The organism is Haliea sp. E1-2-M8 (genome assembly GCF_030649675.1).
Classification (GTDB): Bacteria; Pseudomonadota; Gammaproteobacteria; order Pseudomonadales; family Halieaceae; genus Haliea.
On record NZ_JAUTDR010000014.1, the window covers coordinates 74,965 to 92,276 of the forward strand.

Below are 17,312 nucleotides of genomic sequence, written 5' to 3' on the forward strand. Positions count from 1 at the left end.
GTGGCTTTCACCGATCTGTTTATCCGCAAGCCGGTGCTGGCCACCGTGGTCAGCCTGTTCCTGGTGGTGCTGGGTTTGCGCGCGGCCGGGGAACTCAACGTGCGCGAATTTCCGATGCTGGAGAACGCGGTGATTACGGTGTCGACGACCTACACCGGCGCCGATGCGGAGCTGATCAAGGGCTTTATTACCACGCCCCTGGAGCGGGAGATTGCCACCGCGGAAAATATTGACTACCTGACCTCCAACAGCACGCGCGGGCTCAGCGTGATCTCGGCCTATGTGCGCACCGGCGCCAATCCGGACGAGGTGCTGACCCAGGTTGTCACCAAGGTCAACAAGCTGCGCAACGAACTGCCCCGGGAGTCGGAGGATCCGGTGCTCACCCTCGCGGTCGGAGAGCAGGTGGGCACCATGTATATCTCGTTCTCCAGCCCCGAGTTGCCGATCAACCGGGTCGCGGACTATGTGATCCGGGAGGTCGAGCCCAAGCTCGCGACTCTGCCCGGGGTGCAGCGCGCCAGCGCGGACACCACCGATATCTTTGCCATGCGCATCTGGCTGGACAGCGATCGGCTGACGGCGCTGGATCTCACCGCCAGTGACGTGCGGGCGGCGCTGCAGGAGAACAATGTGCTCTCCGCGGTGGGGGCGACCCGCGGCAGCATGGTCGAGGTCACGCTCAAGGCGGACACTGACATCACCTCGGAAGCGGGCTTCCGCCAGCTTGTGCTGAGGGAACAGGACGGCGCCATTGTCCGGCTGGAGGACGTGGCCACGGTGGAACTGGGCTCCGAGGCCTATGCCAGTTCGGCCATGGTGATCGACCAGCGTGCGGTGTTCGTGCCCATTTCCGTTGCCAGTGACGCCAACGCCCTGGAGGTGATCGCCGGGGTGCGCGAAGTCTACGAGCGGGACATCGTCCCCAGCCTGCCGCAGGGGATCGAGGGCAGCATCAACTACGATGCCACGGTTTATATCGAAGCCGCCATCAGCCAGGTCCAGGCCACCATCGTCGAGGCGATGGCGATCGTTATCGTGGTGATCTTCCTGTTCCTGGGTTCGATGCGTTCGGTGCTGATTCCGGCGGTTGCGGTGCCCCTGTCCCTGGTCGGCGCCCTGTTCCTGATGCTGCTGCTGGGGTTCAGCATCAATCTGCTCACGCTGCTCGCCTTCGTCCTGGCCATTGGTATCGTGGTGGACGACGCCATTATCGTGGTGGAGAACATCCACCGCCACATCGAACACGGCATGACGCCCACGGAGGCGGCACTCAAGGGCGCCCGGGAACTGGCCTGGCCCATTGTCGCCATGACCACCACCCTGGTGGCGGTCTATCTGCCTATCGGGTTTATCGGTGGCCTTACCGGAACCCTGTTTACTGAATTTGCCTTCACCCTGGCGGGGGCGGTACTGATCTCCGGCGTGGTGGCCCTGACCCTGTCGCCGATGATGTGCGCCAGAATGTTGCAGAGCACCGCGGACAGCGCCGACAACCGTCTTGAGCACTGGCTGGACCAGCGGTTCGAGGCCCTGCGCCGGGTCTACCAGCGGGATCTCGACCGGGTGCTGGATGACCGGGCCGGCGTGCTGGTGTTTGGGGCCGTGATCCTTGCATCCTGCTACTTTCTGTTCGTCAGGTCGCCGGCGGAACTGGCCCCCGCGGAAGATCTGGGCCTGATTTTCTACCTCGCCGAGTCAGACCCCTACGTCACCCTGGAGTACATCGAGCAATACAGCGCGGAGATTGGCCAGATTACCCGCGACACGCCGGAAATCGCGGTCAACTTCCTGTTCAATGGTGAAAACCCGGGGGGCAGTGGTGGCAACAATGGCGCCTTTGGCGGCTTCATTTTCAAACCCTGGGGCGAGCGCGAGCGCAGCTCCACCGAGGTTCTGAACGAGACCATCCAGCCCCGCACCGCGGCGATTGCGGGGCTCCAGGTCAACGCGGTGAACCCGCCACCGCTGCCGTCCCCCGGCATTTTCCCGGTGGAGTTCGTGATCAACAGCACGCTCGATTACCTGGTGCTCTATGACAGCGCCGAGGCGGTGCTGGAGCGGGCCCGCGCCAGCGGCAAATTCATCTTTATTGACCAGAACCTGCAGCTGGACAAGCCGCAGCAGCGCATTCACATCAATCGCGACAAGGCCGCCCTGCTGGGAGTCAGCATGCAGACCCTGAGTGACGACCTGTCCGCGCTGCTTTCCGGTGGCTTCGTCAATCGCTTTGCCATGCACGACCGGTCCTACAAGGTTATTCCCCAGGTGCGCAGGACCCAGCGCCTGAACCCGGAAGACCTGAACAGCTACCATACGCGCACCCGGAGCGGGAAGCTGATCCCGCTGGCGACCCTGGTCACGCTGGAGGACGAGGTGACCCCGCGGGTATTGCCGGGTTTCCAGCAGCTCAACGCGGTGACGCTGAGCGGGCTGCCGCGCCCCGGGGTTCCGCTGGGCGAGGCGCTGGCCACCCTGGAAACCATCGTCGCCGAGGAGCTGGGCCGCGAGTACGGGGTCGACTACGCCGGGCTGAGCCGCCAGTTCAAGACCGAGGGCAGTACCCTGATTACCAGTTTCTTCTTCGCCCTGCTGCTGATCTACCTGGTGTTGGCGGCCCAGTTCGAGTCTTTCCGGGACCCGTTCATCATGCTGGTAACCGTGCCCATGTCGATCTCCGGGGCATTGCTGTGCCTGAATGTTCTGGCCCTGTTCCAGGTCAATGGTGCCACCCTCAACATCTACAGCCAGGTAGGACTCGTTACCCTGATCGGGGTGATTTCCAAGCACGGCATCCTCATTGTGGAGTTTGCCAACCGCCTGCAGGACGAGGGTATGGCCAAGCGCGAAGCAATTGAGGAGGCGGCCTCGGTGCGCCTGCGGCCGGTGCTGATGACCACGGCGGCGCTGGTGCTGGCCATGGTGCCGTTGCTGCTGTCGTCGGGTCCGGGTGCGGGGGCGCGGTTCTCCATGGGCCTGGTGATCGCTTCGGGGATGACGATCGGCACCCTGTTCACCCTGTATGTACTACCCGCTGTTTACATGTACCTGGGCCGGGACGTCGCTGCCCGGGCCCAACAGGTGCTGCAGAAGGAGCCTCCCAGCCCATGAAAACCCTGTTCATCATGCTGCAGCATCTCCTGCCACAGCATCTGCTGTCCCGGCTCACGGCAGCCCTGGCGGAGCTGCGCAATCCGCGCTGGCTCAAGGACCTGATGATCAACAGCTTCATCCGGGTGTTTGCTGTGGACATGAAAGAGGCTGCGGAGCCCTGCCCCGAAGCCTACCCCAGCTTCAATGCTTTCTTCACCCGGTCCCTGCGCCCGGGCGCGCGGCCGCTGGCAGAGGCCGCCATCGTATGCCCGGCAGATGGCTGCGTCAGCCAGATCGGCCGCATCGAAGAGTTCAGTCTGCTGCAGGCCAAGGGCCGCCACTACTCCACCTGGTCCCTGCTGGGGGGCGACGAGGCCCGTGCGGCACAGTTCCGCAACGGCCACTTTGCCACCATTTACCTGGCACCGCGGGATTACCACCGGGTCCACATGCCCCTCGCTGGGGAATTGGCGGCTACCTGCTACATACCGGGCAAGCTGTTTTCGGTCAACGGCACCACCGCAGCCGGCGTCGAGCGCCTGTTCGCCCGCAACGAGCGCCTGGTCTGTTACTTCGATACCGCGGCCGGACCCATGGCCATGGTGCTGGTCGGTGCCATGGTGGTGGCGGGTATAGAAACGGTGTGGGAGGGGCAGGTGGCACCACCGCCGCGGGCCATGCTGCAGCGCGACTATCGCGAGTTGCCGGCGCCCGTGCGGCTGGCCAAGGGCGAGGAGATGGGCCGCTTCAAGCTGGGCTCAACAGTCATCCTGCTGTTTCCGGAGGGCGCCATGGGCTGGTCGCCGGACTATAGCGCCGGCACCCGGACGCGCCTGGGTGAAGCGCTGGGCAGTCTCGCCGCCGCGCCCGGGCAGCAAGCTGCCCCGACTCAGCCCGGCTGACCTAGCGTCGAGACGATGTGGCGGTAGCTGGCCAGCCGGGTCGGGCTGATGGCGCCGCCCTCGACTGCGGCCAGGATGGCACAGCCGGGTTCGTGTTCGTGGCTGCAGTCGCGAAAGCGGCAGTGCCCCAGCAGCGGCCTGAATTCCCGAAACCCCTCCTCCACCTGCTCCCGGCCCATGTGCCAGAGGCCGAATTCGCGAATCCCCGGAGAGTCGATCAGGCTGCCGCCGGCGGGCAGGTGGAACAACTGGGCCGTGGTCGTGGTGTGCACCCCTTTCTGGCGCAGCTCTGACAGCGCTCCCACCCGCAGCCCGGCAGCGGGCAGCAGGGCATTGACCAGAGAAGACTTGCCGACACCCGACTGGCCGACAAAGACGCTGACCCGGTCCCGCAGTGCCTCGTTGAGCACGGCCAGGCTGCCGCTTTGGCTGCTTACTTCCAGCAGCCGGTAGCCCAGGGTCGGGTAGAGGGCGAGCAGCGCCTGCATGCGCGCGCGCAGGGCCGGATCCCGGTCCAGCAGGTCCGACTTGTTGAGCAGCAGCACGGGCTCGATAGCCACCGCCTCGGCGGCTACCAGGTAGCGGTCGATGAGGTTCGCATGAGGCTCCGGGAAGGGCGCAATCACCACCAGGATCTGGTCGATGTTGGCGGCGATCGGTTTTAGCTTGCCATAGGGGTCCGGGCGCCGCAGTTCACTGTGGCGGGGCTCCCTGGCTACAACGACCCCGGTTGTATCTCCCGCGCACCAGACAACGCGGTCGCCGGTGACCAGGCCGTCCAGATTGGCCCGCAGGTGACAGCGCTGGGTGCCACCAGCTTCACCCTCCACGTCTACCTGGGTGCCGAAATGGGCAATGACCAGGCCAGTCTGTTCGGCCCCCAGCTCACCGGCCCCCAGGACCTCTTCGCCACGCTCCCCGCGGCGCAGCGCCCGGGCGCTGCGCTCATCCTGGATCTTGCTGATGCGCCAGTTCTGCTGGCGGCTCAGTTTGCGTTTGCTCATGCGGGGCATTATTGGGTGCCGGCATGGCGCTGTACAGGCAATTTGTTACACTGCGCCGAAGATGATGTGGAGAGAGCGAGCACCATGCAACGACCAGACAGGCTGATCTGGGTGGATCTTGAGATGACGGGGCTCGATCCAGACCGGGACGTGGTGATTGAAATCGCCTCCATTGTTACCGACAGTGAGCTCAACACCCTGGCGGAGGGCCCGGTGATTGCCATCCAGCAACCGGATTCCGTGCTGGCAGCGATGGATGAATGGAACACCACGCATCACACGCGCTCAGGCCTGGTCGAGCGGGTTCGCGCCAGTACCGTTGATGAAACGGCGGCGGAAGATCAGACCCTGGCGTTCCTGCGGCAATGGGTGGCTCCCGGCACATCGCCGATCTGCGGCAACAGCATCTGCCAGGACCGCCGCTTCATGGTCCGGCACCTGCCGCGTCTCGAGCGCTACTTCCACTACCGCAATCTCGACGTCAGCTCGCTGAAGATACTGATGCAGCTCTGGCGTCCCGAGCTGGAGCAGGGCGTGGTCAAGGCGGGTAGCCACCAGGCCCTGGAGGATATTCGCGAGTCCATAGCGGAGTTGCGCTACTATCGCGAGCACTTGTTGCTGGCCGCGACCTGAGGTGGCCGAGAAAAACGACCCCCGCGCGTTCACAGCTCGATGGCGGTAATCTATAGTAAGCAACGATAATAAACAGGTTGGCCCGGCCTTGGCCGAACCTTCGGGGACAGGGGGCTTCGCGTGAGACAGGCAGTGATTGGAGGGGCGGTACTCAGCGTGCTGGCGTCGGCCTGTGCTGCGACCGCGGTGCAGGAGGCGGCGCCACCGGTGGCCACCGTTGAGGAACCCGTGTTCACCGCCCGGCCGGGCCTTTCGGCGCAGGAGCTGTTCCGCGCCGCGCTGAGCCTGCTGGAAACGGGCAATGCCGGTGAGGCCCGGGCGCACCTGATTGCCTATCTGGAGGAAAACCCCCGCAGTGCAGTGGCCAGCGATCTGCTGCGACAAATTGAAGCAGATTCGCGCGAATACTATCCGTCCGAGTATCGGGAAATCGCCCTCATGTCGGGAGAGTCCCTGTCTACACTGGCGCAACGGTATCTGGGGGACGTCTACCAGTTTTATGCGCTCGCCAAGTACAACGACATCGTTGAACCGCGACAGCTGCGGGCTGGCCAGACTCTCAGGATCCCCCTGACTGCCATTGCCATCGCAGCGTTTGCGGCGGATGACGACCCGGAAGCCACGGCCCGAGAAGTTGCCGCCACGGCTGAGGCGGGCGCTGCGGAAGCGGCTGCTGAGGCAGAAGCGCCTGCCGAGGCCCTGCCGCAGCCAGCGCCGGCGCTAGCGCGGGCGCCCGACGGCAATCCCGCCGACCTGCATCGCGAGGCGTTGAATGCTTTTCGGGCCCATAATCTGGAGCAGGCCATCAGCCTCTGGGACCAGGTGCTGGTATTGGATCCGGAGCATGAAAATGCAGGCTTGTATCGGGCGCAGGCGGTTAAATTGCAGAACCGACTGCAGCAGCTGAACTGACCCCCAGCATGGGCCGAGCCAAGGAGTCCACATTGTTGACATTGTACCGCGAACTGCGGCGACGCAAGGTATTCCAGACCTGTTTTCTGTACATCTTCGCGGCCTGGGGCAGCCTGCAGATTATTGATGTGCTTTTCCCGCTGCTGGATCTCGATGGCGACGAGATCTCCCGGATTATTTTTGTCGTGACCATAGCCGGCTTCCCGATAGCATTTGCCCTCGCCTGGTTTTTCCAGATCACGCCCAGAGGAATCGTTCGTTCCACCCCGTTTGTCGAACGTCGGCTGCTGTCCAATGTCCCGCCACTCAATGACCGCCGCGCCGCCGGCAGGCCGGGCTATTTTCGCAGGACGGAGGCGGGGTCGGATTTTGAATGGACCCTGTCCGCGGAGACGGGGCCCCTGGCGGGACTGAGTTTTGGTGTGGACCGCTCGCTGGTGCTGGGGCGCTCCCTGGAAAGCGACATCGCCGTGGTCAGCCCCCACGTGTCGCGGCAGCACGCACGGCTGGATCTGGAAGCTGGCCAGCTCATGCTCGAGGACCTGGGTTCCGCGAACGGCACGGTGGTGAACGGGCGGGCCATGACGGGACGTTGCGCGCTGCAGAACGAGGATGAGATCCGCTTTCACGACATTGTGTTCCGGGTACATCGCAGCTATGACAACCTCCCTCGCGGGGTAGGGTTGGACGACACGACCACAATCGAAACTCCCGGCAGCCGCGACAATGCAGACAGCGGCCGATAACGACCGTGCCGCTCAGGAGCCCTGGCTACGCTGCAGCTTACGTTGCGCCGTGCGCGCCTGTTGCAGGCGCAGGCTGGCATTGCGGTTCCCCGGGTTGTAGCGCAGGGATTTCTCCAGTGCGCTGATGGCCGCCTCCAGGTCGCTTTGCAGCAAGCCGCTGCCGGTCTGGAGCCACTCCTCACTCAGGGTGCCGCGCAGTGCCGCCATGACATCGACCCCTTTGTCGGCGCGGGGGGTGTCGTGCAACGAGTCCTCGCTAAAGGCCGCAGCCTCCGGCTGCTTCAGGGCGGAAGTGGCGCGCTTGAGATTGCGCGCGACGCGCTCGGTGCAGACGAATACAACCAGGGAGACCGCCAGCACAATGGCAAGGGCGAGTGCCACCAGCATGCGCCTGGTGGTATCCAGGGCGGCTTCCAGGGGCGCCCGGTCGACCCCCAGATCGACGCGGCCCACTACGGTCTGGTTGAACAGCACCGGCAGGCGGAAATTGAATGCCTGCTCGAGTTCCTGTGCCCGGCTGCCATCGCTGTAGCTGAGCAATTCCCGCGGGATCCCGGCCGGTATCCAGGGGCGGCCGATGAGGCTGTCGTCGCTGGCGCTGCGGACGGTGCCCTCGTGGTCGGCAATGATCAGGTAGCGAAAAGCACCGCGGGCGGCAGCGTCATCCACCAGGGCCTGCAGGGTCGCCCAGTCCTCCCCAAGCACGGGGATCGCTGCCTGTACCGCAATGAACCTGGCCAGCGACATGCCCGAGTCCACGGCCTGACGGGTCAGGACCTCGCTCTGGGCGCGAAATACCAGCACCGAGCTCGCCGCCATGGCCAGTGCAACCACCGCCGCCACGATGGCGGTCCACTTCACCTGCAGTGGCAGGTAGCCGCGCTTGCCGAGGATATCCATCGTTTTGGTGCTCCCCTCTTCTTCGCCTGCCCGGCTCCTTCCCCGAACCAGGATGCTAGCACTGGTTGGCGTTTCTGTCGCGCTGCCGCTGCAGGGCCCAGCTGACGTGCTCGCGGACCAGGGCGGAGGGGTGGTCGAGACGCTGGTTCAGCGCCGCAACGACCGCCGTGGCCGGGGGCGCATTGCCGAGGGCGACGGCGATATTGCGCAGCCAGCGTTCGTAGCCGATGCGGCGGATCGCCGAGCCCTCGGTCCGGGCCAGAAAAGTGGCTTCATCCCACAGGAACAGGTCCACCAGGTCGCTGTCCTGGAGACCGTGGCGAGGCCGGAAATCGGCCTCATCACTGTGCTGGGCAAATTTGTTCCAGGGGCAGACCAGCTGGCAGTCATCGCAGCCAAAAATACGGTTGCCCATGAGCGGCCGCAGGGCTTCGTCGATGCTGCCCTTGTGCTCAATCGTCAGATAGGAAATACAGCGCCGCGCGTCCAGCTGGAACGGGCCGACGAAGGCATCGGTGGGACATACGGTCAGGCAGGCGGTGCAACTGCCGCAGTGTTTTGCCGGCTGCGGCGGGTCGGCCGCCAGGGGCAGGTCGGTGTAGATTTCACCGAGGAAAAACCAGGAGCCGGCGCGCTCATTGATCAGCATGGTGTTCTTGGCGATCCAGCCCATGCCCGCGCGCTCGGCCAGCGCCCGCTCCAGCACCGGGGCACTGTCAACAAAGGCGCGATACTGCCCACCGCCGGCCTCTTGCTGCAGCCGAGTGGCCAGTTGCGCCAGGCGCTTGCGGATCAGCTTGTGATAATCGCGCCCCAGGGCATAGCGCGAGATATAGGCTTTCTCGGTCGCCTCCAGTACCGCTTCTGGCCTGGTACCCGCAGCCAGGTAATTCATGCGCAGGGTGATGACGCGACAGGTATCCGGAATCAGCTCGGCCGGGCGCGCGCGCTTCTCGCCGTGGCGCTCCATGTAGTCCATGCTGCCGTGGTAGCCTGCCTGCAGCCATTTCCGCAGGTAGGCTTCGTGCTGGTCCAGCTGAATGTCGCTGACGCCGAGCTGGGCAAAGCCGAGCTCGGCCGCCCAGCGCTCAAGCTGCTGGCGCAGGTGCGACTGCTGTTCCTGGGTCAGTGTCGTTGCCATGGGGCTGGGCCGGGGCAGTAAAACCTGCCTATAATTCGCGGGTTTGCGATAACTTTCAGTGGTCTGCAGTGTAGCAGCGTGGGGTTGGATTTGGCGACGACAGGCAAGCCGGGATTTACCTGGGTGGAGCATGAGGCCCTCTACAGTGCGGCGGAGAGCCGGGCGCTGGACCATTGGGCCATTGACCACGGCGGCATCAGCGGCGCCCTGCTGATGTCGCGCGCCGCTGCGGCCACCCTGGAACAGTTGCTGCTGCGCTGGCCCGAGCCGGAACTGTTGCAGATCTTGTGTGGCACCGGCAATAACGGTGGTGATGGTTATCTCATCGCCGACCAGGCCCATCGCCGCGGGATCCCCGCGCAGGTGTTGCAAGTTGGTGATCCGGCCAAAATCGGCGGTGACGCCCTGCGCGCGCGGGAGCAGGCGCTGGCCAATGGCGTGGCGGTGCTGCCGTTTTCGTCCGCCGCCCTGCAACAGTCCGGGGTTCTGGTCGATGCCATGCTGGGCACCGGCCTGGGGGGCGAGGTCAGGGCACCGTTTGCCGCCGCCATCGATGCCTGCAATGCTGGCGGCCGGCCGGTTGTCGCTGTCGACATTCCCTCCGGCCTGTGCAGCGACACCGGGCGGATCCTGGGGCGGGCGGTACGCGCCGAGCTCACTGTGACCTTCATTGGCTACAAGCGCGGCCTGTTCACCCTGGATGGCCCCGACTGTTGCGGCGCGCTGGAGTTTTCCGATCTGGCCGTGCCCCTCGAGGCCTACCGGGCCGTGGCGCCGGGTTGGCGTCGGCTGGAGCTCGACCAGCTGCTGGCGCAGTGGCCGCGGCGCCCTGCTGCTGCCCACAAGGGCAGTTTTGGCACTGTGCTGGTGATTGGTGGGGATACCGGTATGCCCGGCGCTGTAGTGCTGGCGGCGGAAGCGGCGCTGCGCAGCGGTGCCGGCCTGGTGCGCGTGGCAACGCAGCCGGAACACCTGTCGGCGCTCATCGCCCGCACCCCGGAGGCCATGGTGACCGGCGTGCGCTCGGGCCAGGATCTGCAACCCCTGCTGGCCGCCGCGGATGTACTGGTGGTGGGCCCGGGCCTGGGGCGCAGCAGCTGGTCGCAGCAACTGCTGCAGGCCGTGGCGGCGAGCGACCTGCCCTGTGTGCTGGATGCAGACGGGCTCAACCTGCTGGCGCAAGGTCAGCTGCTGCCACGCAAGCGCCGGGACCATTGGCTGTACACCCCGCACCCGGGCGAGGCCGCACGGCTGCTGGGCGTGACCACGGCCGCGGTGCAGGCGGACCGCTTCGCTGCCGCGGTCCAGCTGCAGGAGCAGTTGGGCGGCACGGCAGTGCTCAAGGGCAACGGTAGCCTGGTGGTGGCTGCCGATGCGCGCCTGCTGTCCGATTACGGCAACCCGGGCATGGCGTCGGGCGGCATGGGCGATGTCCTCAGCGGCATTGTCGGCGGGTTGCTGGCCCAGGGGCTGGAGGGAGTCGCGGCGGCGGCGCTGGGTGTGTGCCTGCACGGGGCCGCGGCCGACGCCGCCGCGGAACAGGGCCAGCGCGGCCTGCTTGCCAGCGACCTGATGGCGCCGCTGCGGCGCCTGCTCGGATGAGTGGCGGCGAGGCCCGCTGGCTGGTCGCGGATGAGAATGCCATGGTTGCGCTGGGCGCCGCGCTCGCCGCAGCCAGCGAGCCGGGCCTGGTGGTCTACCTGCAGGGCGATCTCGGCATGGGCAAGACGACCTTCTGCCGCGGTTTCATGCAGGCGCTGGGGCACGCCGGGGCGGTGAAGAGCCCGACCTACACCCTGGTGGAGCCGTACCGGGTGGGGCAGCTGGATGTTTATCACTTCGATCTTTATCGCCTGGGCGACCCTGCGGAACTCGAATTTATCGGCATCCGCGATTACTTTGCGCCCGATAGCCTGTGCCTGGTCGAATGGCCCGAGCGCGGTGCCGGCGCTTTACCCCCTGCGGACTTAGCGATTACTATAGTGGCTGCCGGCAGCAGCCGCAGTGTCATGGCGCGCGCCGGGTCGGTACTGGGAAGTACGGTTCTGGCGCGCTGGCAGCCCGGTGCCCGAATAACGTGACCGATAATCGGCTGGAGTGAGATGAGCAGGGCTTTCTGGATCAGGCTGGTCCTGGGGTGGTTGATAATGTGCCCCGCGCTGGCGGTGGAGGTCCACGACGTGCGCCTGTGGCGCGCTCCGGATCACACCCGTGTCGTGTTTGACCTCACCGGCCCCGCCGAGCACCGCCTGCTGAGCCTGGAAAACCCCGACCGCATCGTACTGGACCTCTCCTCGGCAACGCTCAAGGCCAGCCTGACCTCGCTGGACCTGACCAATACCCCGATCTCCGTGGTGCGCTCCGGGGTTCGCGAGGGGCACGATCTGCGGGTGGTGTTCGATGTTACCGAAGGTGTGGACCCCCGCAGTTTCGCGCTCAAGGCCAACGCCCAGGCCGGCGACCGGCTGGTGCTGGACCTCTATGATCGCACCCCGGGCAAAAAGCCGGAGGTGGCGGAGGTGCGGAAAAGTGCCGCCAGCGGGTCTGGCCGGCGCGACATCATCATCGCTGTTGATGCCGGCCACGGTGGTGAAGACCCGGGTGCGATCGGGCCCAACCGCCTGCGCGAGAAAGATGTGGTGCTGGCGATTGCCCGCGAACTGCACTCGCTGCTGGAGCGGGATGAGGGCTTCAGCCCGACCATGGTCCGCACCGGCGACTACTACATCAGCCTCAAGGGGCGTCGCGACGTCGCCCGCCAGCGCCAGGCGGATCTGTTTGTCTCCGTCCACGCCGACGCTTTCATGCGCCGCGAGGCGAACGGCGCCTCGGTCTACGCGCTGTCCACCCGTGGCGCTTCCAGCACTGCCGCCAGCTACCTTGCGCAGCGCGAGAACGAGGCGGACCTGGTGGGTGGGGTCAGGATCTCGGACAAGGACGAGGTCCTGGCGGGGGTACTGACCGATCTCTCGATGACCAACACCCTGGATCACAGCCTCCGGGTGGGCGACAAGGTCCTGCGGCGGATGGACACGGTGGCGCGCCTGCACAAGCGCAACGTGGAGCAGGCGGGGTTTGCAGTGCTGAAGTCGCCGGATATCCCCTCCATCCTGGTGGAAACGGGCTTCATTTCGAACCCCGGCGAATCCCGCAAGCTGGGCACCCGGGACTATCAGCGCAAGCTGGCGCAGGCCATCCACGCCGGCATCCGCGACTGGTTCATTGCCCAGCCGCCACCCGGTACGCTGCTGGCCTGGCGCAAGCAGCAGGGTGCTCAGGAGTATGTCATCGCCCGGGGTGATACACTGTCGGGCATTGCCCAGCGCTTTGACGTGCCCGTAAGCCAGCTGCGGAATCACAACGGTCTCCGTGACTCCCGCATCCTGGTGGGCCAGACGCTGAAAATCCCTACCACCTGAGCGCTGCAGCGCCCCCGGCCCATGTCCAGAATACTTCGCCTCAGCCCGAGGCTTGCCAACCAGATTGCCGCCGGAGAGGTGGTGGAGCGCCCCGCGTCCGTCGCCAAGGAAGTGCTGGAGAACAGCCTCGATGCCGGCGCCACCCGGGTGGAGATCGACGTCGAGTCCGGCGGCACCCGGCTGATCCGCATCCGCGACAACGGCGCCGGCATGGAGCCGGAGGACCTGCCGCTGGCCCTGGCCCGCCACGCCACCAGCAAGATCGCCTCGCTCGAGGACCTCGAATGCGTCGGCAGCCTGGGCTTCCGTGGCGAGGCGCTGGCCTCCATTGGCTCGGTATCGCGCCTGACCCTGACCAGCAATCATCGGGACGACAGCAGTGAGGGTCGCAGTGCCCTTTGCGAGGGGCGCGAGATGGAGGTGCAGCTGCGCCCGGCCCCCCATCCCCGCGGCACCACGGTGGAAGTGCGCGACCTGTTCTTCAATACCCCGGCCCGGCGCAAGTTCCTGCGCACCGAAAAGACCGAGTTCAACCATCTGGAGGAGGTGGTCAAGCGGCTGGCCCTGTCCCGCTTCGAGGTGGCCTTCAGCCTGCGCCACAATGGCAAGCTGGTGCACAACCTGGCCGGGGCTGCCAGCACCTCCGAACAGCAGCGACGGGTGGCGGCGGTGTGCGGGCCCGCCTTCATGGAGCAGGCCCTGTATATCGAAACGGAGCGCAGTGACATGCGCCTGCGGGGCTGGCTGGCGCTGCCGACCTTTTCCCGCAGCCAGGCGGACCTGCAGTACTTCTTCGTCAATGGCCGGGTTATCCGCGACAAGCTGGTGGCGCACGCGGTCAAGCAGGCCTATCGCGACGTGCTCTACCACGGCCGCCATCCCGCTTTCGTCCTGTATCTGGAACTGGACCCGGCGCAGGTGGATGTCAACGTGCACCCGGGCAAGCACGAGGTGCGCTTCCGCGACAGCCGGGCCGTGCACCAGTGCATCTTCAGCGGCCTGCACCGGGCCCTGGCGGAGGTGCGGCCGGTCTCGGCACCGGCGCCCCTGGCGACCCCGGAGGGCCTCGCAGTGGATGCCCGCACCGGCGAGATTGCGCGCCAGCCCGGGCTCGGCTGGGGCGCCAATGCGCCGGCCTACAGCCCTCCACCAGCACCGCTGCCCGGGCGGGCGATGGAGCAGGTGCGCAGCTATGCCGGCCTGCACCCCCAGCGCCTGCCGGCGCAGGATACGCCGGAGGAAGTGCCGCCGCTGGGCTACGCCCTGGCCCAGCTCAAGGGCATTTATATTCTGGCGGAAAACGCCGAGGGTCTGGTGCTGGTCGACATGCACGCGGCCCACGAACGCATAACCTACGAGCGGCTGAAGACGTCGCGGGCGCTGGATTCCATTCCCGCCCAGCCGCTGCTGGTGCCGCAGGCGATCGCGGTCAGCCAGCGCGAGACGCTGCTGGCGCAGGAGCATGCCGAAGTCTTCCAGCGCCTGGGGCTGGCGCTGGATGTGGCGGGCGAGGAGTCCCTGCTGGTACGGCAGATCCCGGTCAGCCTGCGCGACTCCGACGTGGAAGCCCTGGTGCGGGATGTGTTGTCGGATCTGGTCGAGTACGGCAGCTCAGACCGCATCGAGGCACACATGGATGAAATCCTTTCCACCATGGCCTGTCACGGCTCGGTGCGCGCCAATCGCAGGCTCACCATCCCCGAGATGAACGCCCTGCTGCGGGACATGGAGGAGACCGAGCGCGCCGGGCAGTGCAACCACGGCCGCCCGACCTGGACCCGGCTGGCGCTGGAGGAACTGGACAAGCTGTTCCTGCGAGGGCGCTAGTGGCCGCAGAGCCCGATAAGCCTTTGCTGCTGTGCATCATGGGGCCCACGGCGGCGGGCAAGACCGAGCTGGCCACAGGTTTGGCGGAAGCGCTGGATGGCGAACTGGTCAGCGTCGACTCCGCCCTGGTGTATCGCGGGCTGGATATCGGCAGCGCCAAGCCCGACTATCCCCACCACCTGATGGATATTCGCGACCCGGCCGAGAGCTACTCCGCGGCGGATTTTGCCGCGGATGCCAGCAGGGTGGTGGCGCAGATTGTCGGCCGCGGCCGCACCCCGATCCTGGTCGGCGGCACCATGCTCTACTTCCGGGCGTTTCTCGAGGGGCTCGCCGCCATGCCCGCCAGCGACCCAGCCATTCGTGCGCAGCTGGCGGCAGAGGCCGGGCGCGATGGCTGGCCGACGCTCCATGCCCGGCTGGCGCAGGTTGACCCGGTGGCTGCCGCGGCAATCCATCCGCACCATTCACAACGTATAGGCAGGGCTTTGGAAGTTTTCCTCCAGAGCGGGGTGCAGCTGAGTGAGTGGCATCAGCGGTCGGCGCTCAGTCCGGCGGCTGACTATCGCGTGGTGCAGCTGGTTTTGTGCCCGCAACAGCGGGCGGAACTGCACCGTCGGATCGAGCTCCGGTTCGGGGCGATGCTGGCGCAGGGGTTTTTGCAGGAGGTGGCGGCACTGCACCGGCGCAGCGACCTGCACCCCGGCTTGCCCGCGGTGCGCGCGGTGGGCTACCGCCAGTTGTGGCGCCATCTCGACGGCGAGTGCAGCCTGGAAGAGGCGGCACAGCAGGGCATGGCAGCTACCCGGCAGCTGGCGAAACGCCAGTTGACCTGGCTGCGCAAGTGGCCGGGCTTGTACTGGCTGCTGACGGATACCGCAGGGAACGTTTGTGCGGCCGGGGAGTCAGAAGATGGGGAGCCGGTAACGGAGACGAAACCACTGCATACAGCCTTGAAGTATCTGGCTGGCACCCCCATGTAAAGCGTCAATCCTGTTCTATACTGTGACAGGGGCTAGTATTTAGCATCCGCGGTCCTCTTCGTGTTCCATTTTTGCGGGAGCGGGGGTGAGTAGAGACCGTCAACAATTAATCATTTTGGGCTCCCATTGAGCCGACCAAGGAGATACATATGTCAAAAGGGCACACGCTACAAGACCCTTACCTGAATATTTTACGTAAGGAACGCGTCCCCGTTTCCATTTACCTGGTAAACGGTATCAAGTTGCAGGGCCAGATCGAGTCTTTTGACCAATTTGTTGTGCTGCTCAAGAACACCGTGAGCCAAATGGTATACAAGCACGCCATTTCGACTGTCGTTCCCTCCCGCGTGGTGCGTATGCCCATGCAGAATCCGCCGGAAGATGATGAAGGCGAAAGTTAGCCCCGGGCTGCGGCGCCCCGGCGCCGCAGCCAGCGCCCGCGGCGTTCGAGGTACTCTTGTTTTTTGAGCGCCCGGCGTCCGGCGAACGCGCAGTCCTTGTCCACCTCACCATAGCCAGCGAAGACGAGCGGGAGGATCCCCGCGAGTTTGAAGAGCTGGTCTTGTCCGCGGGCGGAGACCCTGTGGCTTTTGTCATGGGCAGCCGCTCGGTGCCCGATTCCCGCACCTTTGTCGGTTCCGGCAAGCTGGAGGAAATCGCCGCCGAGGTGGCGCTGCATGAGGCCGAGATCGTCATGTTCAACCATGCGCTCAGCCCCAGCCAGGAGCGCAACCTGGAGCGGGAGCTGAAATGTCGGGTGCTGGATCGCACCGGCCTGATCCTGGACATCTTCGCCCAGCGCGCGCGCACCCACGAAGGCAAGTTGCAGGTAGAGCTGGCGCAGTTGCAGCATATGAGCACCCGGCTGGTGCGGGGCTGGACCCACCTGGAGCGGCAGAAGGGCGGTATCGGCCTGCGGGGCCCGGGGGAAACCCAGCTCGAGACCGACCGCCGCCTGCTGCGGGCGCGGATCAAGTCGATCCAGGCCCGGCTGCGGAAGGTGCAGCGCCAGCGCGACCAGGGGCGGCGCTCCCGGCGTCGGGCCGAGGTGCCCACGATTGCCCTGGTGGGCTACACCAACGCCGGCAAATCGACCCTGTTCAATCGGCTCACCGGGGCTGCCGTGTTCGCCGCGGACCAGCTGTTCGCGACCCTGGACCCGACCCTGCGGCGGCTGGACCTGGACGAGGCCGGCCCGGTCATCCTGGCGGACACCGTCGGGTTTATTGCCCACCTGCCGCACAAGCTGGTGGAGGCGTTCAAGGCCACCCTGGAAGAGACTGTCAGTGCCGACCTCCTGCTGCACGTGATCGACGTTGCCGCCGAGGCTCGCGAGGACAATATCCATCAGGTCGAGGCGGTGCTGGAGGAAATAGGCGCAGCCGAAATCCCTCTGTTGCAGGTCTACAACAAACTGGACCTGTTGGAGCAGAGCCCCCGGATTGATTACGATGAGGCGGGTAAACCAGAGCGCGTGTGGCTGAGTGCGTCCAGCGGAGCGGGCTGCGAATTGCTGGTCAAGGCCATCGCCGAGCTGGTCGGTGACGACATGGTCGAGGAGGAGCTGCAGCTGGACCCGGAACAGGGCAGCCTGCGCGCTGCCCTGTATCGCCTTGGCGCTGTCGCTGCCGAACACTATAGCGAGGACGGTGTTGCCCACCTGAACGTGCGGCTACCGCGGGCCGACTGGAATCGGCTGATGAAAGTGGCACCGGAGCCGGCGCCCTGGGAGTAAAACCCCTGCGCCAGGAA

General features: G+C 65.8%; 15 protein-coding genes. 12 read left to right on the forward strand and 3 right to left on the reverse strand.

Translation table 11 applies throughout. The features are described 5' to 3' along the window. Complete coding sequence (locus Q6D67_RS13220) at positions 1-3,111, forward strand: efflux RND transporter permease subunit (protein ID WP_304706128.1); 3,111 nt, start codon at positions 1-3, stop codon at positions 3,109-3,111. Next, on the forward strand, positions 3,108-3,995 hold the full coding sequence (gene asd, locus Q6D67_RS13225; protein WP_304706129.1) for an archaetidylserine decarboxylase: 888 nt from the start codon (positions 3,108-3,110) through the stop codon (positions 3,993-3,995). Before Q6D67_RS13220 ends, asd begins: the two co-directional genes overlap by 4 nt. On the opposite strand, the gene rsgA is transcribed toward asd, so the two are convergent. Next, the gene (rsgA, locus tag Q6D67_RS13230; RefSeq protein WP_304706130.1) at positions 3,983-4,999 is read right to left on the reverse strand and encodes a small ribosomal subunit biogenesis GTPase RsgA; all 1,017 of its coding nucleotides are present in this window, start codon (positions 4,997-4,999) and stop codon (positions 3,983-3,985) included. The two genes, asd and rsgA, sit on opposite strands and share 13 nt — an antisense overlap. A gap of 84 nt (positions 5,000-5,083) precedes the next feature. On the opposite strand from rsgA, the gene orn reads away from it, so the two are divergent. The 3 genes from orn (at position 5,084) to Q6D67_RS13245 (ending at position 7,290) form a co-directional block, all read left to right on the forward strand. After that, positions 5,084-5,632 carry an oligoribonuclease gene (gene orn, locus Q6D67_RS13235; RefSeq protein ID WP_304706131.1) on the forward strand — a complete coding sequence of 183 codons (549 nt, stop codon included), beginning with the start codon at positions 5,084-5,086 and terminating at the stop codon, positions 5,630-5,632. 120 nt (positions 5,633-5,752) lie between these two features. Then, positions 5,753-6,544: a LysM peptidoglycan-binding domain-containing protein gene (locus Q6D67_RS13240; RefSeq protein ID WP_304706132.1), complete on the forward strand. Its 792-nt coding sequence runs from the start codon at positions 5,753-5,755 to the stop codon at positions 6,542-6,544. Positions 6,545-6,576: 32 nt separating this feature from the next. After that, on the forward strand, positions 6,577-7,290 hold the full coding sequence (locus tag Q6D67_RS13245; RefSeq protein ID WP_304706133.1) for an FHA domain-containing protein: 714 nt from the start codon (positions 6,577-6,579) through the stop codon (positions 7,288-7,290). Positions 7,291-7,302: 12 nt separating this feature from the next. Here Q6D67_RS13245 and Q6D67_RS13250 read toward each other — a convergent pair whose 3' ends face one another. Then, positions 7,303-8,190 carry a hypothetical protein gene (locus tag Q6D67_RS13250; RefSeq protein WP_304706134.1) on the reverse strand — a complete coding sequence of 296 codons (888 nt, stop codon included), beginning with the start codon at positions 8,188-8,190 and terminating at the stop codon, positions 7,303-7,305. A 55-nt stretch (positions 8,191-8,245) separates the two neighbouring features. Next, positions 8,246-9,331 (reverse strand): tRNA epoxyqueuosine(34) reductase QueG, encoded by a 1,086-nt coding sequence (queG, locus tag Q6D67_RS13255; protein ID WP_304706135.1) that lies wholly within the window; start codon positions 9,329-9,331, stop codon positions 8,246-8,248. A 78-nt stretch (positions 9,332-9,409) separates the two neighbouring features. Between queG and Q6D67_RS13260 the strand changes: the two genes are divergently transcribed. From Q6D67_RS13260 to hflX, 7 genes are all read left to right on the forward strand, one after another. Next, on the forward strand, positions 9,410-10,933 hold the full coding sequence (locus Q6D67_RS13260) for an NAD(P)H-hydrate dehydratase (protein ID WP_304706136.1): 1,524 nt from the start codon (positions 9,410-9,412) through the stop codon (positions 10,931-10,933). Further along, positions 10,930-11,412 carry a tRNA (adenosine(37)-N6)-threonylcarbamoyltransferase complex ATPase subunit type 1 TsaE gene (tsaE, locus tag Q6D67_RS13265; protein ID WP_304706137.1) on the forward strand — a complete coding sequence of 161 codons (483 nt, stop codon included), beginning with the start codon at positions 10,930-10,932 and terminating at the stop codon, positions 11,410-11,412. The genes Q6D67_RS13260 and tsaE overlap by 4 nt, the downstream gene beginning before the upstream one ends. Positions 11,413-11,433: 21 nt before the next feature. Beyond that, positions 11,434-12,750: an N-acetylmuramoyl-L-alanine amidase gene (locus Q6D67_RS13270; RefSeq protein ID WP_304706138.1), complete on the forward strand. Its 1,317-nt coding sequence runs from the start codon at positions 11,434-11,436 to the stop codon at positions 12,748-12,750. 21 nt (positions 12,751-12,771) lie between these two features. Continuing rightward, entirely contained in the window at positions 12,772-14,577 is a 1,806-nt protein-coding gene (gene mutL / locus Q6D67_RS13275; RefSeq protein WP_304706139.1) for a DNA mismatch repair endonuclease MutL, read from the forward strand. Between the two features lie 38 nt (positions 14,578-14,615). Next, positions 14,616-15,560 carry a tRNA (adenosine(37)-N6)-dimethylallyltransferase MiaA gene (miaA, locus tag Q6D67_RS13280; RefSeq protein WP_304706171.1) on the forward strand — a complete coding sequence of 315 codons (945 nt, stop codon included), beginning with the start codon at positions 14,616-14,618 and terminating at the stop codon, positions 15,558-15,560. 149 nt (positions 15,561-15,709) lie between these two features. Next, on the forward strand, positions 15,710-15,961 hold the full coding sequence (gene hfq, locus Q6D67_RS13285; RefSeq protein WP_304706140.1) for an RNA chaperone Hfq: 252 nt from the start codon (positions 15,710-15,712) through the stop codon (positions 15,959-15,961). Positions 15,962-16,017: 56 nt separating this feature from the next. Further along, positions 16,018-17,295 (forward strand): ribosome rescue GTPase HflX, encoded by a 1,278-nt coding sequence (gene hflX / locus Q6D67_RS13290; protein ID WP_304706141.1) that lies wholly within the window; start codon positions 16,018-16,020, stop codon positions 17,293-17,295. Positions 17,296-17,312: the final 17 nt, after the last annotated feature.